Origin of the sequence: uncultured Anaerotruncus sp., assembly GCF_902490045.1 — a bacterium.
GTDB lineage: Bacteria > Bacillota > Clostridia > Oscillospirales > Ruminococcaceae > Anaerotruncus.
In genome coordinates this window covers 28839-47148 of sequence record NZ_CABUCJ010000005.1, presented here as the reverse complement: position 1 = coordinate 47148, position 18310 = coordinate 28839, and the positions used below count along the sequence as shown (strand labels likewise).

17 protein-coding genes and 1 tRNA gene are annotated in these 18310 nt (G+C 64.6%); 1 reads left to right on the top strand and 17 read right to left on the bottom strand.

The genetic code is table 11. The annotated features are described in order from the left end of the window. Positions 1 to 21: 21 nt before the first annotated feature. From RDM88_RS01350 to ruvC, 13 genes are all read right to left on the bottom strand, one after another. Complete coding sequence (locus RDM88_RS01350) at positions 22 to 2319, bottom strand: ATP-dependent Clp protease ATP-binding subunit (protein ID WP_308752453.1); 2298 nt, start codon at positions 2317 to 2319, stop codon at positions 22 to 24. Between the two features lie 121 nt (positions 2320 to 2440). Then, positions 2441 to 2989: a CDP-alcohol phosphatidyltransferase family protein gene (locus RDM88_RS01345; protein WP_308752443.1), complete on the bottom strand. Its 549-nt coding sequence runs from the start codon at positions 2987 to 2989 to the stop codon at positions 2441 to 2443. A 39-nt stretch (positions 2990 to 3028) separates the two neighbouring features. Then, on the bottom strand, positions 3029 to 3742 hold the full coding sequence (locus tag RDM88_RS01340; protein ID WP_308752441.1) for a CvpA family protein: 714 nt from the start codon (positions 3740 to 3742) through the stop codon (positions 3029 to 3031). Positions 3743 to 3961: 219 nt separating this feature from the next. Next, a complete protein-coding gene (locus RDM88_RS01335; protein ID WP_308752437.1) occupies positions 3962 to 5395 on the bottom strand; it encodes a DUF5711 family protein in 1434 nt (477 codons plus the stop codon). Between the two features lie 26 nt (positions 5396 to 5421). Beyond that, positions 5422 to 6156 carry a tRNA pseudouridine(38-40) synthase TruA gene (truA, locus tag RDM88_RS01330; protein ID WP_374045397.1) on the bottom strand — a complete coding sequence of 245 codons (735 nt, stop codon included), beginning with the start codon at positions 6154 to 6156 and terminating at the stop codon, positions 5422 to 5424. Positions 6157 to 6172: 16 nt separating this feature from the next. Then, a complete protein-coding gene (locus tag RDM88_RS01325; protein WP_308752433.1) occupies positions 6173 to 7015 on the bottom strand; it encodes an energy-coupling factor transporter transmembrane component T in 843 nt (280 codons plus the stop codon). Continuing rightward, positions 7008 to 7877, bottom strand: coding sequence for an energy-coupling factor transporter ATPase (locus tag RDM88_RS01320; RefSeq protein ID WP_308752431.1), 870 nt, complete (start codon positions 7875 to 7877; stop codon positions 7008 to 7010). Before RDM88_RS01320 ends, RDM88_RS01325 begins: the two co-directional genes overlap by 8 nt. Then, positions 7874 to 8737 carry an energy-coupling factor transporter ATPase gene (locus RDM88_RS01315; protein ID WP_308752429.1) on the bottom strand — a complete coding sequence of 288 codons (864 nt, stop codon included), beginning with the start codon at positions 8735 to 8737 and terminating at the stop codon, positions 7874 to 7876. The genes RDM88_RS01320 and RDM88_RS01315 overlap by 4 nt, the downstream gene beginning before the upstream one ends. Before the next feature lie 89 nt (positions 8738 to 8826). Continuing rightward, positions 8827 to 9690: a class I SAM-dependent methyltransferase gene (locus RDM88_RS01310; RefSeq protein WP_308752427.1), complete on the bottom strand. Its 864-nt coding sequence runs from the start codon at positions 9688 to 9690 to the stop codon at positions 8827 to 8829. 4 nt (positions 9691 to 9694) lie between these two features. Beyond that, positions 9695 to 11035, bottom strand: a complete 1341-nt coding sequence (glmM, locus tag RDM88_RS01305; protein WP_308752425.1) for a phosphoglucosamine mutase — start codon at positions 11033 to 11035, stop codon at positions 9695 to 9697. Between the two features lie 34 nt (positions 11036 to 11069). Further along, positions 11070 to 12119, bottom strand: coding sequence for a Holliday junction branch migration DNA helicase RuvB (gene ruvB, locus RDM88_RS01300; protein WP_308752423.1), 1050 nt, complete (start codon positions 12117 to 12119; stop codon positions 11070 to 11072). A gap of 18 nt (positions 12120 to 12137) precedes the next feature. Continuing rightward, positions 12138 to 12740 carry a Holliday junction branch migration protein RuvA gene (ruvA, locus tag RDM88_RS01295; RefSeq protein WP_308752421.1) on the bottom strand — a complete coding sequence of 201 codons (603 nt, stop codon included), beginning with the start codon at positions 12738 to 12740 and terminating at the stop codon, positions 12138 to 12140. 11 nt (positions 12741 to 12751) lie between these two features. Next, positions 12752 to 13243 carry a crossover junction endodeoxyribonuclease RuvC gene (ruvC, locus tag RDM88_RS01290; RefSeq protein ID WP_308752419.1) on the bottom strand — a complete coding sequence of 164 codons (492 nt, stop codon included), beginning with the start codon at positions 13241 to 13243 and terminating at the stop codon, positions 12752 to 12754. A 255-nt stretch (positions 13244 to 13498) separates the two neighbouring features. Between ruvC and RDM88_RS01285 the strand changes: the two genes are divergently transcribed. Further along, a tRNA-Val gene (locus RDM88_RS01285) sits at positions 13499 to 13574 on the top strand. 313 nt (positions 13575 to 13887) lie between these two features. Here RDM88_RS01285 and RDM88_RS01280 read toward each other — a convergent pair. The 4 genes from RDM88_RS01280 to ftsH all read right to left on the bottom strand — a co-directional run bounded on the left by RDM88_RS01280 (position 13888) and on the right by ftsH (position 18277). Next, entirely contained in the window at positions 13888 to 14571 is a 684-nt protein-coding gene (locus tag RDM88_RS01280; protein ID WP_308752418.1) for a fructose-6-phosphate aldolase, read from the bottom strand. A 208-nt stretch (positions 14572 to 14779) separates the two neighbouring features. Next, positions 14780 to 15307 (bottom strand): isochorismatase family cysteine hydrolase, encoded by a 528-nt coding sequence (locus tag RDM88_RS01275; RefSeq protein WP_308752416.1) that lies wholly within the window; start codon positions 15305 to 15307, stop codon positions 14780 to 14782. A 48-nt stretch (positions 15308 to 15355) separates the two neighbouring features. Further along, positions 15356 to 16297, bottom strand: a complete 942-nt coding sequence (locus tag RDM88_RS01270) for a hexose kinase (protein ID WP_308752414.1) — start codon at positions 16295 to 16297, stop codon at positions 15356 to 15358. 15 nt (positions 16298 to 16312) lie between these two features. Next, positions 16313 to 18277, bottom strand: a complete 1965-nt coding sequence (ftsH, locus tag RDM88_RS01265) for an ATP-dependent zinc metalloprotease FtsH (RefSeq protein WP_308752451.1) — start codon at positions 18275 to 18277, stop codon at positions 16313 to 16315. Positions 18278 to 18310 lie beyond the last annotated feature (33 nt).

Genomic DNA, 18310 nt, shown 5'->3' with positions numbered 1-18310 from the left:
ATATGGTGAGCGCCGCTTTTTTTACTGGTAGATCAGCTTCAGGTTTCCGTCCTCGACGGTCAGCTTCATGAGCGCGGGGACGTTGTCGGGATCGTCGACCAGCCGCAGGCTGATGGCGTCCTCGACCTCCTTGCGGATGACGGTGCGCAGGTCGCGCGCGCCGCTGCGCTTGCCGTGCGCCTTGTGGGCGATGAGCGCCGCGGCCTCGTCGTCCCAGCCGAATTTGATCCCCTTCTCGGCGAGCGGGTCCCGAAGCTCCCCGAGCATCAGCCCGGCGATCTTCCGGAAGTCCCCTTCGTCAAGCGGGCGGAAAACGACCACCTCGTCGACGCGCGCCAGAAACTCCGGCCGCAGAAACTCGGAGAGCGCCTTGAGCGCCTTCTCCTTCGAGGCCTCCCCATCGGTGCGGTTGAAGCCGAGCGCGCCCTCGCGCCGCTCGCTGCCCGCGTTGGAGGTCATGACGATGACGGTGTTTTCAAACGAGCAGACCCTGCCGTGCGCGTCGGTGATGCGCCCCTCGTCGAGGATTTGCAGCAGGATGTTGAGCACGTCGGGGTGGGCCTTTTCGATCTCGTCGAAAAGGACGACCGAATAGGGCTTGCGGCGCACCTTCTCGGTGAGCTGCCCCGCCTCGTCATAGCCGACGTATCCCGGCGGCGAGCCGACCAGGCGGCTGACCGTGTGCTTCTCCATGAATTCGGACATGTCCAGCCGGATGAGCGGGTCGGCCGAATCGAAGAGCTCCTTCGAGAGCACCTTGACCAGCTCGGTCTTGCCCACGCCGGTCGGGCCGACGAAGATGAAGGAGGCCGGGCGGCGGCGGGCGGAAATCTGGACGCGGGAGCGGCGCACGGCGGCGCTCACCAGTTCGACCGCCTCGTCCTGCCCGATGATCTTTTCCCTGAGCGCGGGCTCGAGCCGGGCCACCCGGCGCAGCTCGGTCTCGCGGATTTTGGCGGCGGGGATGCCCGTCCACAGCTCGATGACGTTTGCGAGGTCGTCCCCCGTCACCGGCTGGGCCAGCGCCCTGGGGCCGACTTCCTTGAGTTTTTCATCGATGACGATCTTTTCTCCGCGCAGCCGCGCGATCGTCTCGTAATCGGGCTCGTCGGTCGACGCCTCGAGCTCCTCGAGCTGCTCGGTCACGTCGCCGTCCTGCTTCATCAGGCGGTCGTACTCCGCGAGGTCCGCGTTGCGCAGCACAGCGGCCGAGCAGGCCTCGTCGAGCAGGTCGATCGCCTTGTCGGGCAGAAAGCGGTCGGTGATATACCGCTCGGACAGCACGACGGTCATGCGGGCCAGCTCGTCGCTGACCACCACCCGGTGGTGCTGCTCGTAATAGCTCTTGATCCCCTTGATGATCTCGACCGATTCCTCGATTGACGGCTCCTCGATCGTCACCGGCTGGAAACGGCGCTCGAGCGCGGCGTCCTTTTCGATGTTCTTGCGGTATTCGTTGAAGGTGGTCGCGCCGATCACCTGGATCTCCCCGCGGGAGAGGGCGGGCTTCAGGATATTCGCGGCGTTCATCGAGCCCTCCGAATCGCCCGCGCCGACGAGGTTGTGGACCTCGTCGATGAAGAGGATGACGTTGCCCGCCTCCTTGATGTCCTCGACGAGCCCCTTGACGCGGCTCTCGAACTGCCCGCGGAACTGGGTGCCCGCGATGAGCGCCGTCAGGTCGAGCAGGTAGAGCTTCTTGTCCGCGAGGCGGAAGGGCACGTCGCCGCTCGCCAGCCGCTGCGCGATCCCTTCGGCGACCGCCGTCTTGCCGACGCCCGGCTCGCCGATCAGGCAGGGGTTGTTCTTGGTGCGGCGGTTGAGGATCTGGACGACGCGGCCGATCTCCCGGTCGCGCCCGATGATCCGGTCGATCTTCCCCTGCTCCGCCTTGAGCGACAGGTTGTCGCAGTAGGCGTCAAGGTGCTTGTATTTCTTTTCGGGGGCCCCGCGCTTATTGCGCGGCGGCTTGGGCTTCTCGCGCAGCCGCGCCGGCGGCTCCTGCGGAAGCTCCTCCTTTTTCGGCTCCTGCGGCACCAGGCCGCCGCCCATGATGTTCTGCAGAAAGGGCGGCAGCGCCTGCGCGCCGCCCATTTCAAAGCCGTTCTCGCCGTCCGCGCCGAACATATCCATCATCTGGTCGGAGACATTGTCCAGCTCGTCGTCGGTAATGCCCATCTTCTCCATCAGGTCGCTGACCGGCTTGAGGCCAAGCTCCTTCGCGCAGCGCAGGCAGAGCCCCTCGTTGACCGTTTTATCCCCGTCAAGGCGGGTCATAAAGACCACCGCCAGGCGTTTTTTGCATCTTGTACACATCATATCCATCAGATTTTTCACCTTTTCTCACAAGCGGAAATGGAATCTACCAGACTATATTGTATATGCCCGTTGTGAACAACATATTAACGCGTCATAAATAATCATACGATTTTGGTGTAGTTTACCGTTTTTTGGCGGACCGCAGCATCCCCCAAAACATCACCCCGTACCGCAGCAGAGAAAAGAGCATGAAGACGAGCAGCAGCAGGAGCATCGCAAAAATGGTCCCGTCGCCCAGCGCCGGGAAGGCCACGATCGTGATCATAATGACATAAAACATGACGGTCGCGAGCTTGCCGAACCACTTGGCCCCCTCGATGGTGACCTGTTTGCGGTGCAGGCGCAGCCCGCCGACGAGCATGAGGAACTCCTTGAGGATGAAGACCGCGTAGAGCGGCCAGAGATGCGGCTTTGTAATCCACAGCGCCGCGACGACGGAGGCCAGGGTGAGCTTGTCCGCGATGGGGTCGAGGATTTTACCGAGCTGGGTGATCTGGTCATAGTGCCGCGCGATATAGCCGTCGAGCGTGTCGCTGAGCGCCGAAACCCCCAGAACCAGCGCCGCCGCGTAGAACTGCGGCTGCGTCTGCGCGGTCAGGAACCGCCACAAAAAGAGCGGAATCAGCAGAATCCGCAGGACGGTCAGCGCGTTTGGTACATTCATTTTCATTGCGGTCAACCCTCTCTCTGGCGTCGGAGGCCAAACGGCTTATGCAAGCTGCCCCAGCAGCGTGGGATCGGCGAAATAGCGGAACAGGAAGGTGTGGCCGATCGTGTCGGCGCGGAAGATCCACCAGCCCTCCGGGTAGATGCCCAGCAGCCCCCGCAGCAGGAAGGCGAACACCCACACGAGCAGCAGCCCCTCGAGGATGCCCACCGCGCCGCCGAGCAGCGCGTTGATCGGGCCGACCACCGGCAGGTGGTTGACGATCCCCAGCGTGGAGAGCAGGATGTTCGCGACGATCGACAGGATGGAAAAGAGCAGCACAAACCCGATCATGCCGATCGCGCTGATCATGAGCGGGCGCAGGGTGGCGTCCGCCAGCTCGTCCACGAGTCCGTCGGCGAGCGCCTGCGGGTCGAATTCGTCGGGCAGCAGCTCCTTCACCGAGTCCAGGCCGCTTTCCAGCGCGCCGAGGCCGTCGTCAAGCACCGAGAGCAGCCCCGTCCGCCCATAGGAGATGAGGTCCGCCCCGCCGGGTTCGCGCGGCGCCTCCTGACGCTGGGTGATCATCGGCTCGACCACCCGGTCATAGACGACCGGGGCGGCGGCGCGGCTGAAGAAGGAGGCCGCGAGGATGATCGCAACATAGGCGACCATCTGGATGACCGTGCGCAAAAAGCCTTTTCTTGCCGCCGCGTGCGCGCAATAGATCACGATGGCGACGGCGGCGATATCCAATACAATGGCTACAATGTCCATAGATTCCCTTTCCTGCGGCTGCGCGCCCACCGGCGCGAAACGCGCGGCGGGCGCAGCCGCAAAGAACGCTCCGCACGGGTATCATAGCCGCCGCCTGCGGCCATGATTCCGCAGGCGCAATGCGCGAAGCGGTATCATTGCGCATCGGGACGGAAGCGCCGCAGGCGCGGATCGTCCTGCGGCTATTATACCAGTTCTGCCGCAAATTTACAAATCGGTTCAGCCCTCCGGCGTGAGGTTGTCGTAGTTGAGAAGGTCGCCCGTCGAGGCGTCCCCGGAAGGGGCGCCGCTTTCGGAAGCGGGGACGGACTCCGGCTCCGCCCCGCTTTCAGGCTCCGCCCGGAGGCTTTCCGCGTCTTCCCCGCTCTCAAAAGGCGCTTCCTCCCCGGACGGCTCCAAAGCCTCCTCTTCCGAAGGCCCGTCGTCCGCGGGGGCGCTTTCCTCCCCGGACGGCGAGGGCGTTTCCTTGTCGGAGTTGACGGGCGGCGCGATCTCTCCGACGTCGATGACGCTCAGCGCCGTGTCGGTCGTATAGTAGAGCTTGCCGCCGACCGGCTGAATCTGGCTCAAGCTGTTGATCTGCACCGACGCCGCCATCGCGCCGTCGAAGCCGAGGATGTGCAGGCGGTCCTTGGCCATCAGGTAGATGTAGTCGCTGTCCGCCTTGACACCCGAGATGTTGTAATCGACGGTGAACCGCCCGACCTCGTTGAAGTCGCGGTCAAGGGTCACCACCGAGAGGCGCTTCTCCTTGTCGTAGTTGCCGAGCACGAGCACCAGCCTGCCGTCGGGGGAATCGGCGTAGCGGTCGAGCGCCGTCTCCCCGAAGGAGAAGGACGCCGTCTCGCGCAGGTCGCCGTCAAAGAGGATGACCCGCTGGTCGGTCAGCGCGCGGATGGCGCTCGCGCTGCGGTAGTCGACCATCAGGAGCAGCTCGCCCGGCAGGTCGACCCGGCCGGTGTCCCCCTCCTGGTAGCTGAACTGGAATTTCCGGATGCTCGAGAGGTATTTGCCGTCCGCCGCGTCCACGAAACCGACCGCCATCGTATCGCGGTTGTCGGCCAGCGAGATGCTGATGATCGGCGTGTTCCCCGAGAACCGGAAGATTTCCTCGGCGCCGCGGTTGTAGACGATGACGCGCGCGAGCGCGTCGTTCGCGCCGGTGACCACCGCGAAGTTGCCGTTGGTGGCGAGGTCCGCGGTATGTATCTGGCTGTCGGTCGTGACCGACGAGAGCAGCGCCGACTTGGAGTAGACCGCCAGCTTCTCCGCGCTCGGGTCGTAGAGCAGGATGCGGTCGCGGGCGGTTTTCAGGGTCTGGCCGGCCATGCCGTGCTGCACGCCCAGCATCTGCCCGCCCGAGGAGTTGTAGGTGTAGAGGTTGGTGTCGGTGAGCATCACGAGCGCGTCCCCCGCGCTCTCGAGCTCCGTCACCTGGCCGCCCGGCAGCGAGACGGGGTATCCGTCGCCCGACGCCATCCCCGCTTTGAGATCGCTGTAGGCGGTTTTGAGGTCGAGGTCGCCCGCCTGGCGGATGACCGTCACGCAGAGGAAGACCACCGCCGCGAAAAGCGCGAGGATAAAGAGGCTCCGCACCATCCGGCGCCGGGCCCGGCGGCGGCGCACCTTTTCAAGATCGGTTAACTGTGCCATCGGTTTTCCTCCCGTGAATGACCAAATCAGTAAAATACCGCGTCGAGATAGAGTCCGTGCGGCGGGGCGGTCGGCCCGGCCGCGGCGCGGTCGCGGCCCGCGAGGATGCGGGGAATGTCGGAGGGGGAAAGCGCGCCGCGCGAAACCTCCAGCAGCGTGCCCGTCATGATGCGGACCATGTTGTAGAGAAAGCCGCTGCCCGTGACCGAGAAGGTGACGAGCGTCCCCTCGCGCGTGACCGACGCGGCGGTGATCGTCCGCACCGTGTCCTCCACCGAGCCGCCCGCGCTGCAAAACGCCGCGAAATCGTGCGTCCCGAGGAATTCCCGCGCCGCCGCGTCCATCGCCCCTTCGTCGAGCGGGTATTTCCAGTGGAGCGCGAGGCCGCTCAAAAACGGGTCGCGCACCGGGGAATTGTGGATCTTATAGAGGTACCGCTTGCCGGTGCAGGAGTAGCGCGGGTGGAATTCCTCCGCCGCCTCGCGGCAGCCGGTCACGGCGATATCCTCCGGCAGGCGCACGTTCATCGCGCGCACCACCGCGTCGCAGGGGATTCCGCTTTCGGTGCGCAGGGTGAGCGCGAAGCTGTTGGCGTGCACCCCCGCGTCGGTGCGGGAGCAGCCCTTCACGTCGAGCCGCGCGCCGAATACCGCCTCCACCGCGTCCTGTACCACCTGTGCCACGGAGAGCGCGTTTTGCTGCACCTGGAAGCCGTGGTAATTTGTGCCGCGGTAGCGCAGCGTCAAAAGCAGATGGCGCAACCCCGTCACCCCCCCGCTAGACAGAACGAAGCAGCAGGCCCAGCTGCGCCAGGACCCGGGCCCCATAAATGTTGGAAAGAACGATGAAGACGAGGCAGGCCCCCACAAAGACGGCGCTCCACACGTCGCGCGCATGGATTTTGAGCTGCTTCATGCGGGTGCGGCCCTCGCCGCCGCGGTAGCAGCGGCACTCCATCGCGAGCGCCAGCTCGTCCGCGCGGCGGAACGCCGACACGAAGAGCGGGATCAGGATCGGGATGAGCGCCCGCGCCCGCTGCATGAGCCCGCCGCTCTCGAGGTCGGCGCCGCGCGCCTTCTGAGCCGACATGATCTTGTCGGTCTCCTCGATGAGGGTCGGGATAAAGCGCAGCGCGATCGTCATCATCATCGCAAGCTCGTGCACCGGCAGCTTGAAGCGCTTGAGCGGGTTGCAGAGCCGCTCGATGCCGTCGGTGAGCGCGATGGGCGAGGTCGTGTAGGTCAGCAGGCTGGTGCCCGCGATCAGGCAGACGATGCGCACGCTCATGAAAACGGCGGTTTTGATTCCCTCCGCCGTGAGCTTTAGAATCCACCACTGGAAAAGCACTCTGCCGTCGATGAAGAACATGTTGAGGATCGAGGTGAAGACGATGATCGGGACCACGGGCTTTAAGCTCCGCAGGATCATGACGGGCGGGATTTTGGAAATCCCGTAGACAAGCACGAGGAAGAGCACCCCGACCGCCAGCCCCACCGCGTTCTGCGCGGTGAAGAGCAGGATGATATACGCGACCGTGAGCACGATCTTCATGCGCGGGTCGAGCTTGTGGATGGGGGAGGTGCCGGGGAAATACTGGCCGATCGTGATATCCTTAAGCACGGTTCCCCGCCCCCTTTCCGAGCAGCGAAAGCAGCTCCTCGCGCGCGTAGTCCATCGTGTAGACGCTCTCGCTCACCGGGAAGCCCGCCTCCCGCAGGCCCATGAAGATGCGGGTCACCTGCGGCACCGAAAGGCCCATCTTCGTAATCTCCTCCGCGCGGGAGAAGACCTTCGCCACGTTGTCGTACATCGCGACGCCCGAGCGGTTGAGCACGAGCACCTTGCGCGCGTAGCGCGCGATGTCCTCCATACTGTGGGAGACGAGCAGCACCGTGCTGCCCCGCTCCCGGTGGTAGCGCTTGATCTGCCCGAGGATGCTGTCGCGCCCCTTGGGGTCGAGCCCCGCGGTCGGCTCGTCGAGCACGAGGATGTCCGGGTTCATCGCGAGCACCCCCGCGATCGCCACCCGGCGCTTCTGCCCGCCCGAAAGCTCGAAGGGCGACTTCTGCAGATGGTAGTCGCGCAGGCCGACGAAGTTGGCGGCCTCGCGCACCCGCTCGTCCACCTGCGCGGGCGACAGGCCCATATTCGTGGGGCCGAACGCGATGTCCTTGTAGACCGTCTCCTCAAAGAGCTGGTATTCCGGGTACTGGAACACCAGCCCCACCTTGAAGCGGTATTCCCGCAGGTTGGTCTCCTTGGCCCACAGGTCGGTCCCGTTGATGAGCACCCGGCCCGAGGTGGGCCGGAGAAGCCCGTTGAAGTGCTGGATGAGGGTCGACTTGCCCGAGCCGGTGTGCCCGATGACGCCGACGAACTCCCCCTGCTCGATCTCGAGGTTCACATGGTCGATCGCCGTCTTCTGGAAGGGGGTGCCGGCCGAATAGGTGTAGGTGAGCTCCTCTGTCTTGATCGCGATCATCTTGCGCCCACCCCCCTCTTCCGCAGCGCGCCCGAGATGGCCTCGACCGCCTCCGCCTCGGTCAGGATGTCGCCCGGCAGATCGACGCCCGCCTGCCGCAGCTGCCAGCAGAGCTCGGTGGCCTGCGGCACGTCGAGCCCGACCTCCTTCAGCTCCTGCACGTGGGAGAAGACCTCCCGCGGCGGCGCGTCGAAGAGGATCTCGCCGTCGTTCATCACGACGACCCGCTCCGCCTGCGCCGCCTCCTCCATATAGTGGGTGATCAGCACGACGGTGATGCCGTTTTCGCGGTTGAGGCGCTTGATGACGCTCAAAACCTCCCTGCGGCCCTTGGGGTCGAGCATCGCGGTCGGCTCGTCGAGCACGATGCAGCGCGGGCGCATCGCGATGATGCCCGCGATGGCGATCCGCTGCTTCTGCCCGCCCGAAAGCTGGTGCGGCGCGTGGGTCCGGTACTCGGTCATCCCCACGTCGGAAAGCGACTCGTCCACCCTGCGGCGGATCTCCGCCGGGTCAACCCCCATGTTCTCCGGTCCGAACGCCACGTCCTCCTCGACGATCGTCGCGACGATCTGGTTGTCCGGGTTCTGGAACACCATGCCCACCTGCTGGCGGATGTCGTAGAGCTTGTCCTCGTCCGTCGTGTCGATGCCGCAGACGGTCACCTTGCCCTCGTTCGGGACGAGGATCGCGTTAAAATGCTTGGCCAGCGTGGATTTGCCCGAGCCGTTATGGCCGAGCACCGCCACGAACTGCCCCTCCGGGATGGTAAGGCTCACGCCCCGCAGGACGATATTCAGTTGGTTGTCCTCCTTCGGGTAGCCAAAGACCACCCGCTCCGCGGAAATGATGTCTTCCATTTTGGCTGTCTCCTCTTAGATGGTCCGGTTCCCGGGGGATACCGGCCGTGTGAGCTTGTCTGTTTTTACGGGCCGCTCCCGCCGGACGCCTATTCGCGCGTCCAGACGGCGGTGGAGCCGCAGGGGAGCGTCAGCCCCGTCCGCGCGACCGGCAGGCCGATCTCGTCGGCGGACACCCGCCCGCCGAACCGCTCCCCCACCGTCACCGACAGGATGTACGCCATCACCGACGGGGAAAGCCCCGTCGTGTAGGAATTGAGCAGGAAAAATTCCGGCGCGTCCGACAGCGCCCCCGCGCAGAGGCTCACGAGGTCATAGACGCTGTCCTCCAGCTTCCACACCTCGCCGCCCGGCCCGCGGCCGTAGCTCGGCGGGTCCATGACGATGCCGTCGTACCGGACGCCGCGGCGAATCTCCCGCTCGACGAACTTCTTGCAGTCGTCGACGATCCAGCGGACGGGCCTGTCCGAAAGGCCGGAGCGCGCGGCGTTGTCCCGCGCCCACTGCACCATCCCCTTTGAGGCGTCGACGTGGCAGACCTTCGCGCCCGCCGCCGCGCAGGCGAGCGTCGCGCCGCCTGTGTAGGCGAAGAGGTTGAGCACGCTCACCTCACGGCCGGCGTTTTTGACAAGGCCGTCCATCAGGTCCCAGTTGACCGCCTGCTCGGGAAAGAGTCCCGTGTGCTTGAAGCCGGTCGGCCGGATGCAAAAGCGCAGCGCCCCGTAGCCGATCTCCCATTCGGCGCGCGGCAGGCGGTTCACCTGCCAGCTCCCGCCGCCGCTCGACGAGCGGTTGTAGCGCGCGTTGGCGCGGCCCCACTCCGGCCCCTTCGGCGTCTTCCAGATCACCTGCGGGTCGGGGCGGGCGAGGATCACATCCCCCCACCGCTCCAGCTTTTCGCCGTCCGCCGCGTCGAGCAGTTCAAAGTCCTTCCATCCGGTTGCTGCGCGCATGTCACTACCCCTTTATCACGTCCGCGATCTCCCGCGCGATCGCCTCGATTTCCCCGCTGTCCTGCCCCTCGACCATGATGCGGATGAGCGGCTCGGTCCCCGACGCGCGCACAAGCACCCGCCCGTCGCCGCCCAGGCGGTCGTTCTGCCGGGCGATCTCTCCCTGCACCCGCGCGTCCCGCGAGAGCGAAGCCTTCATTTCCGGCGTCGCGTGGATGTTTAGGAGGGTCTGCGGATAGGTCTTCATGAGCCCCGCCGCCTCGGAGAGGGGCTTGCGGAAGAGCTTTAAGAGGCTCAGCAGCTGGATGCCCGAAAGCTGCCCGTCCCCCGTGGGCATGAAGTCACGGAAGATGATGTGCCCCGACTGCTCCCCGCCGATGCAGAAGTCCTCGGCGAGCATCGTCTCGAGCACGTAGCGGTCCCCGACCTTGGTGGCCTTGGCCGCGATGCCGTGCTTTTCGGCGAACTTGAAGAGGCCGAGGTTGCTCATCACGGTGGCCACAAGGGTGTTGTTTTTCAGTTTGCCCTGCTCCTTGAGATGGTATGCGAAGAGGGCCACCAGCCGGTCGCCGTCGACCAGCCCGCCCTTTTCGTCCACCGCGAGGCAGCGGTCGGCGTCCCCGTCGAAGGCGAGCCCCGCGTCGAAGCCGCCCGCGCGCATCCGCGCGCAGAGCTCCCCGATGTGGGTGCTGCCGCAGCCGTCGTTGATGTTTCTGCCGTCCGGCTCGGCGTGGAGGATTTCGCATTCCGCGCCCAGCCCCTCGAAGAGCTTTTTCGCCGTAACGCTCGCGCTGCCGTTGGCGCAGTCGAGCGCGACGCGCAGCCCCGAGAGATCGCACTCCACGGTGGTCTTGAGGTATTCCACATAGTCGTCCACCGCGCTCTCCGCGCGGCGCACCCCGCCGATCTCCGCCGGGGCCTTGATCGAATAGGGCTTCTCGTGGTCGAGCACGATCCGCTCGATCTCCTCCTCCTGCGCGTCGAGCAGCTTGTAGCCCTGGGAAGAAAAGATTTTGATGCCGTTATATTCGTAGGGGTTGTGGCTCGCCGAGAGCATCACCCCCGCGTCCGCGCCGTACCTGGTCACCAAAAAGGCGACCGCCGGGGTGGGCACCACGCCGAGCAACACCACGTCCGCCCCCGCGCTGCACAGCCCCGCCGCCAGGGCGGATTCGAGCATGTCGGAGGAAACCCGCGTATCCTTACCGACCAGGAAGGTCGGGCGGCGTCCGGTCGCCTCTTCCACCACCATGCCGGCCGCGCGGCCGAGGTTCATGGCGAGCTCGGGCGTCAGGTCGCCGTTGGCGACACCGCGCACCCCGTCGGTTCCAAAAATTCTGCCCATTCGGTCTTTCTCCTATCGTATGTAATCGCTCCGCTCAGCCGAGCGTCAGCTGTCCGGGGGCGTCCTCCCCCGGCATTTTGAGCCCGAGATGCCCGTATGCCAGCGCCGTGGCGCACCGCCCGCGCGGGGTGCGCGCCAGAAAGCCCAGCTGCATGAGGTAGGGCTCGTAGACGTCCTCGAGCGTGATGGCCTCCTCGCCGACCGCGGCGGCCAGCGTGTCCAGCCCCACCGGGCCGCCCGCATAGTTTTTGATGATCGTCTCGAGCATCCGGCGGTCGGTCGTCTCAAGCCCGAGATGGTCGATCTCCAGCCGGTCGAGCGCGATGGCGGCGATCTCCTTGGTGATCCTGCCGTCCCCCATCACCTGTGCGAAATCGCGCACCCGCTTGAGCAGCCGGTTGGCGACGCGCGGGGTGCCGCGGCTGCGGCGCGCCAGCTCAAACGCCCCCTCGGGGTCGCATTCGACCCCGAGGATCCCCGCGCTGCGCCGCACGATCGTGCAGAGCTCGTCGGCGGTGTACAGCTCCAGCCGCTGGATCACGCCGAACCGGTCGCGCAGCGGCGAGGTGAGCTGTCCCGCGCGCGTTGTCGCCCCGATCAGCGTGAAGCGCGGCAGGTCGATGCGGATCGACCGCGCCGACGGGCCCTTCCCGATGATGATATCCAGCGCGTAGTCCTCCATCGCGGGGTAGAGCACCTCTTCCACCGCGCGGGACAGCCGATGGATCTCATCTATAAACAGTATATCATTTGGCGCGAGATTGGTGAGTAACGCGGCCAGATCGCCCGGTTTTTCGATCGCCGGGCCGCTGGTGACGCGAATATTGACGTTCATCTCATTGGCGATGATACCCGAAAGGGTCGTCTTGCCCAGTCCTGGAGGGCCGTAGAGCAGCACATGGTCGAGCGGCTCCCCGCGGCCCTTCGCCGCCTGGATGAAGACCCGCATGTTCTCCTTGACCTTTTCCTGACCGATGTATTCCCCAAGCGTCCGGGGGCGCAGGGAGAGCTCGATCTCGCCGTCCGCCGGGGTGTACTCCGGCGCGGCGATGCGGTTTTCAAAGTCCATCTCGTTGTCGAACATCCCCGATGCCCCCTCCCGTTATCTGCCGCCCGAAAGCGCCTTGAGCCCGTGCTTGATGAGCTCGTCCACGGGCGTGTCGGCGGCCATGCCCGCCAACGCGCGCGCCGCCTCCGACTGGCTGTAGCCGAGCACGCACAGCGCGCTGACCGCTTCGCTCATGTTGGTCGTCTCGCTGCGAAGCTGCGCCGCGACCTCCTGCATCCCCTCGGCGAGCCCATCCGTCCCGAGTTTGTCCTTGAGCTCGAGAATGATCCGCTGGGCGACCTTCGGCCCGATGCCCGGCGCGCTGCGCAGGCTCTTCGCGTCGCCCGACGCGACCGCCAGCGAGAGCTGGTCGGGCGTCATGTCCGAAAGGATGGCGAGCGCCGACTTGGGCCCCACGCCCGACACGCCGATCAGCATCTGGAAGGCGGTCCGTTCCGCCTGGGTATAGAACCCGTAGAGGTCGAGCGCGTCCTCCCTTACGTTCAGGTGGGTATAAAGGGTGACCTCCCCGCCCGCCGGCGGCAGGCAGGAGAGGGTCGTCAGCGTCGTCATGCACTTGTAGCCCACCCCGCCGCAGCTCACCACCGCGAGATAGGGCTCCACATGGATCAGCTTTCCGGTTACGCAGTAATACATCCCCGCGCCTCCTATCGGTATTTTGCGAGCAGCGAGCCCGCGCAGTGCGCGTGGCAGATGGCCAGCGCGAGCGCGTCAGCGGTGTCGTCCGGCCGCGGGACCTTTTCCAGCCCGAGCAGACGGCGCGTCATCTCCATCACCTGCTGCTTTTCGGCCAGCCCGTAGCCCACCACCGACTGCTTGACCTGCATCGGCGTATACTCGTATACCGGCACGCCGCGCTGCTGCGCCGCGAGCAGGATCACCCCGCGCGCCTGCGCCACGTCGATGCCGGTGGTCTTGTTGTTGGTAAAGAAGAGCTGCTCGACCGCCATCGCCCCGGGCGGGGTCTTGTCGAGCACCTGGCAGATGTCGCCGTAGATGATTTCCAGGCGCGCCGGAAACGCCATCCCCGCCGGCGTGGTGATCGCGCCGAAGCGGATGGGCGTGAACCTCCCATAGGCATAATCGACCACCCCGAAGCCGACCGTGGCGTAGCCGGGGTCGATTCCCAGAATTACCATGACGCCCTCCTGTACATGCCAAATCAATTTATTATATCACATTCACGCACCGGCGAACAAGTGCTTTTCAGTTGGTTTTGACAGTGCGGAGGGGGCAATTTTTGACAGAACTGCACAATAAATCCCCCCGATTCCCCCCGCGCTCCTTGTCGATTTCCACGGTTTACAAATTTTTGCGCCTTTTTTGAATTTTTCGCTTGCATTTTACCGAGAATTATATTATAATAACAAAGTCGCTGATAGAGACGACGATATGGACGGTTAGCTCAGCTGGTAGAGCACCTGCTTGACGTGCAGGGGGTCAGGGATTCGAGTTCCTTACCGTCCACCAGGGGTGCTGTCCGGGCAATCGCTTGGGCGGTACTTTTTTGCCCTTTTTTCATTTCCAATTTTCTGGATATCACAATATATTCGATTTTCTTTCCCGTTTTTTCGCGAATATGACTATATACAGAGCTGTAAATTTATGGTATACTAAAGACACAAACAAATAACCCGTTTTCCCCAAGAGCGTCCGCCTTTCCCGGCGGGCGTTCAACTTTTCCCGCCGGCCCGGCCTGTGCGCCCCCGCCGGAGCTGGAAAAATCGACCGCGAAGAAAAAAAGCCCGGCTGCCTCCCGCAGCCGGGCTTTTTATGGCGCGGCTCAGATCGTCATCATCGTCCGGCCCGCGCCGTGGATCGCCTCAAAGTCCTTCCGGAAGACGTCCACCGCGCTGGCGACGCCGGTCATGCCCAGCCCCAGCCGGATGATGTCGGCGCTCACGGTGGCGCCCTGCGCGCCGCTCGCGTAGGCGGAGACGACCTGCGCGGCGTTCTTGAAGCTCGCGGCCAGGATTTTCGCGCCGCTGCCGCTGCCGTCGATGAATTCACGGAGCTCCGCGATCACCCGGGTGGGGTCGGTGCAGTTGTTCTCCATGCGGTTGTAGTAGACCGCGATGTACTTCGCGCCCGCCAGCACCGCGAGCATCCCCTGCATTGTCGAATAGATCGCCGTGGCGGTGACGTTCACCCCCTCGTCGGAGAGCTTTTTGATGGCGGGCAGGCCCGCGGCGCTGACAGGGACCTTGATGAAGGTGTCCTTGCCCAGATTCTCGAGAATGTGCCGCGCCTCCTCGAGAATCGCGCCGGTGGCGGTGGAGACGACCTGCACGTGCAGGCTGCGCTTTTCGCCGCAGAGCGCCTTGATCTCCCGCAGGCGGGCGTAGACGTCGATTTCGCCCTCCGCCTTCAGGATCGTGGGGTTGGAGGTCACGCCGACGACCGGCCAGCTGTCCAGCCCCTCCTTCAAATCCGCCAGATTCGCGGTGTCAAGCATCAGTTCATACATATTGCAGACTTCCTTTCGGTCAATTAGTCGGCGCCTCGAGCATTTCTTCATCTTATCAATGTAGACATTGTAAGCGTCCGCGGCGGGGTTGTCAACATCGCCGCCGCTTCCCCTTCCCCGGCATCACGCGCAAAGAGGGCGGACACCTTCGTGTCCGCCCTCTTTTTTTCCGCTTCTCAAGCGGCTTTGTCATCCCGTTTGGCCGCTCCTACCGGTTGGTCACGGCGACCTGGAGACCCTCCATCACGTCGAGCGCCTTTTCGTTCATCGCCGGGTCGGCGCAGGCGGTGCAGCGCGCGTCGACCGACACCCGCGCCTCGGGAAGCGCGGCCTTGATCAGTACCGCGTTGGAGATCACGCAGATGTTGGACACCAGCCCGCACAGCTCGACCTCCTCATAGCCCTGCGTCTTGGCATAGTAGGCCAGCGCCATAGAACCGAAGGCGGGCTTGTGGAAGCAGGGGGTCAGCGCGTCGCAGTAATCGGCCACCTTCCCGTAGAGCTCCCAGCCGGGCATCCCCCGCACGCAGTGGACGACGGGCAGGTTTTTGCCCTCCTGCGTCTCGAGGTAATCCTCCCCGTGGGTGTCAAAGGTGAACGCCACGTCGTCCCCGCGGGATTTGTACGCCTCGATCTTTTGGCAGATCGGCTCCTCAAGCGCCTCCGCGCCCGGGAATCCGAGGCTCCCGTTCACAAAATCGTTCTGGTAGTCCACCACGACCAACAGCTTGCTCACTTGCTTGTCCTCCCTTTTGAAAAGGGCCGGATTCCTCCGGCCCTCCGTTTAAATTTCGTATACGGATACCTGGTTATTGACCATCGCGACCGAAATGCGCCGGGGCGGGTTGGTGCCCTCCACGAGGCAGGAGGCCGTCCCGAACGCCGCCGCGAACTGCAGCGAACGCTTGGGATCGTACTTGTAATCGTGGGCGATAATGAACCCCGCGAGGGCCGCGTCGCCCGCGCCGATGGAGGATTTGATCTCCGAGAGCTCGGGGACGTCGGCTTTGTATGTAACCTTGCCGTCCCCGTAGACCATCCCCTCCGCGCCCATGCTCGCCAGCACATGGCGCACGCCGAGATCGGCCAGCTGCTTGACGGCGTCCTTGACCTGCTCGAGCGATTCGAGCGGACGGCCGACGAGCATGCACAGCTCCTCGAAGTTGGGCTTGATCACCCACGGCTGGATTTTGGCGATGTTCTCAAGCGTGGCGGAGCGGGTGTCCAGCGCGACCGTGCCGCCGCACTCCTTGATGAACATGCAGATTTCACAGAAGATGTCGTCGGTGACCCCTTCGGGCATCGCGCCCGCCACAACGACCAGCGTCGCCGGACGGATCTCCTCCGACAGCGCCGTCTCCAGCTCGTCGATCGTACGCTGCCGGATCTTGGGGCTCCTGCGGATCAGCCGGGTGAAGGTTCCGTCCGGGGTGACGATGCTGATGTTCTCGCGCATCCGCCCGGGCGTGAGGATGACCCGCGTCCGGACATGCTCGTCGTCGAGGCGCTCGAAGTAGCGCTTGCTGTTCTCCTGGCCGGCCACGATGAGCGCGGTGTTTGCAAGCTCGTAGCTCTGCAGCACGCGCGAAACGTCGACCGCCTTGCCCGCCGAGTCGTACAGCTCGCTGGTGACGGTGTTCTCGCTGCCCATGATGAATCCATCCACGTAGAGGGTGATGTCCGCCACAGGGTTGAGCGACAGCGTGATGATCTTGTCGAAGAGCATCTTCCTAACCTCCCGCTAAAAGTGATTCCATTCCTCCCCGAAGGGCGAATCGTCCTGGTGCTCCGCGGGGGGAGCCTGCCCTCCGGGGGCGGGCCCCTCTTTGGGGGCGGTTTCCTTGGGCGGCTCAGGCTGCCGGCTGGAGGCGTCGCGGTAGAAGGAGGATCCAGAGGTCTCCGGAACCGGCCTGCCCTCCATCATCGCGGCAAACTGGTCCTCCTCCATCTTCTCGTGCTCGAAGAGGTACTGCGCCACCTGATGCAGCTGATCCATATGCTCGGTGAGGATCTCGACCGCGCGCTCGAAGGCGGTGTCGATGATCTCGCGGATTTCCGCGTCGATCTCGGCGGCGACGTTCTCCGAATAGCTCGGGGTGCTCGAGAAGTCGCGGCCGAGGAAGATCTCGCTTTCGTCGTGCCCGTAGACGATGGGGCCCAGCTTCTCCGAGAAGCCGTAGCGCATGATCATATTGCGCGCGACCTTGGTGGCCCGCTCGATGTCGTTGGACGCGCCGGTCGAGATGTCCTCGAGCACGAGCTTCTCCGCCACGCGCCCGCCGAGCAGGGTGACGATCTCCTCGTTCATCTCCCGCTTGGTCATATAGGATTTGTCCTCGCCCGGCAGCGAGAGCGTATAGCCGCCCGCCATGCCGCGCGGGATGATCGAAATCTGGTGCACCGGGTCCTGCGTGGGCAGGTAGTAGGTGCAGACCGCGTGGCCCGCCTCGTGGTAGGCGGTGAGCTTTTTGTCCTTCTCGGTGACCACCCGGCTCTTCTTTTCGGGGCCGGCGATCACCTTGATCGTAGCCTCCTCGATCTCGGCCATCGTGATCGCCCGGAGGTTCTTCTTGGCGGCGAGCAGCGCCGCCTCGTTCGCGAGGTTTTCAAGGTCCGCGCCGGTGAAGCCGACGGTCGACGCGGCGATCGTGTGCAGGTTTACGTCGGGCGCGATCGGTTTATTCTTGGTGTGGACGCGCAAAATCGCCTCGCGCCCCTTGATGTCGGGATAGCCGACCGCGATCTGGCGGTCGAAGCGGCCGGGGCGCAGCAGCGCCGGGTCGAGGATGTCGCGGCGGTTGGTCGCGGCGATGATGATGACACCCGTGTTGGTGCCGAAGCCGTCCATCTCAACGAGCAGCTGGTTGAGGGTCTGCTCGCGCTCGTCGTGCCCGCCGCCCAGGCCCGCGCCGCGGTGGCGGCCGACCGCGTCGATCTCGTCGATGAAGACGATGGACGGGGCGTTCTTTTTGGCCTGCTCGAAGAGGTCGCGCACGCGCGACGCGCCGACGCCGACGAACATCTCGACGAAGTCGGAGCCGGAGATCGAGAAGAAGGGCACGCCCGCCTCGCCGGCGACCGCCTTGGCAAGCAGCGTCTTACCTGTTCCGGGAGGGCCCATCAGCAGCACGCCCTTGGGGATGCGCGCGCCGAGGGAGTTGAATTTGGAGGGGTTTTTGAGGAACTCGACGATCTCGACAAGCTCCTCCTTCTCCTCGTCCGCGCCCGCGACATCCTGAAAGGTCACCTTCGGCCCCTCCTCGGGGGCGCGGGGCTTCGCCTTGCCGAAGCTCATCACGCCGCCCGTGCCGCCGCCGCGCGCCTGCTTCATCATCATGTAATAGAAGAAGACGAGCAGCCCCACGAGCACGAGGGTCGGCAGCAGGCTCACCCACCAGGGGGTCTGCTTGATCGGGAAGTGGTCGTAGACCATCGGGGCGTCGGGATGCGCCTCGTTGTACTGCCGGACATAGCTCTTGGTGCCGTCCGGCTTGTCGGAACTGATATCGTCGAGGAAAAGCACGACGTTGGGGACCTTGTAGTCCTTGGCCGTGTCGTCCTGGAAGGTCATTTTCAGTTCGCCGGTGCCCAGGTCGAGGGTGTATTCCTTGACCTCCTGCCGCTGGAAATACCCGAGCACGTCGGAGTACTTTTCGGTGACGGGGGTCTGCCGCATCGACGAGAACATCAGCACGGCCATGAGCATCAGCAGCAGGAAGGTGGAAAGCCAGATGCCGAT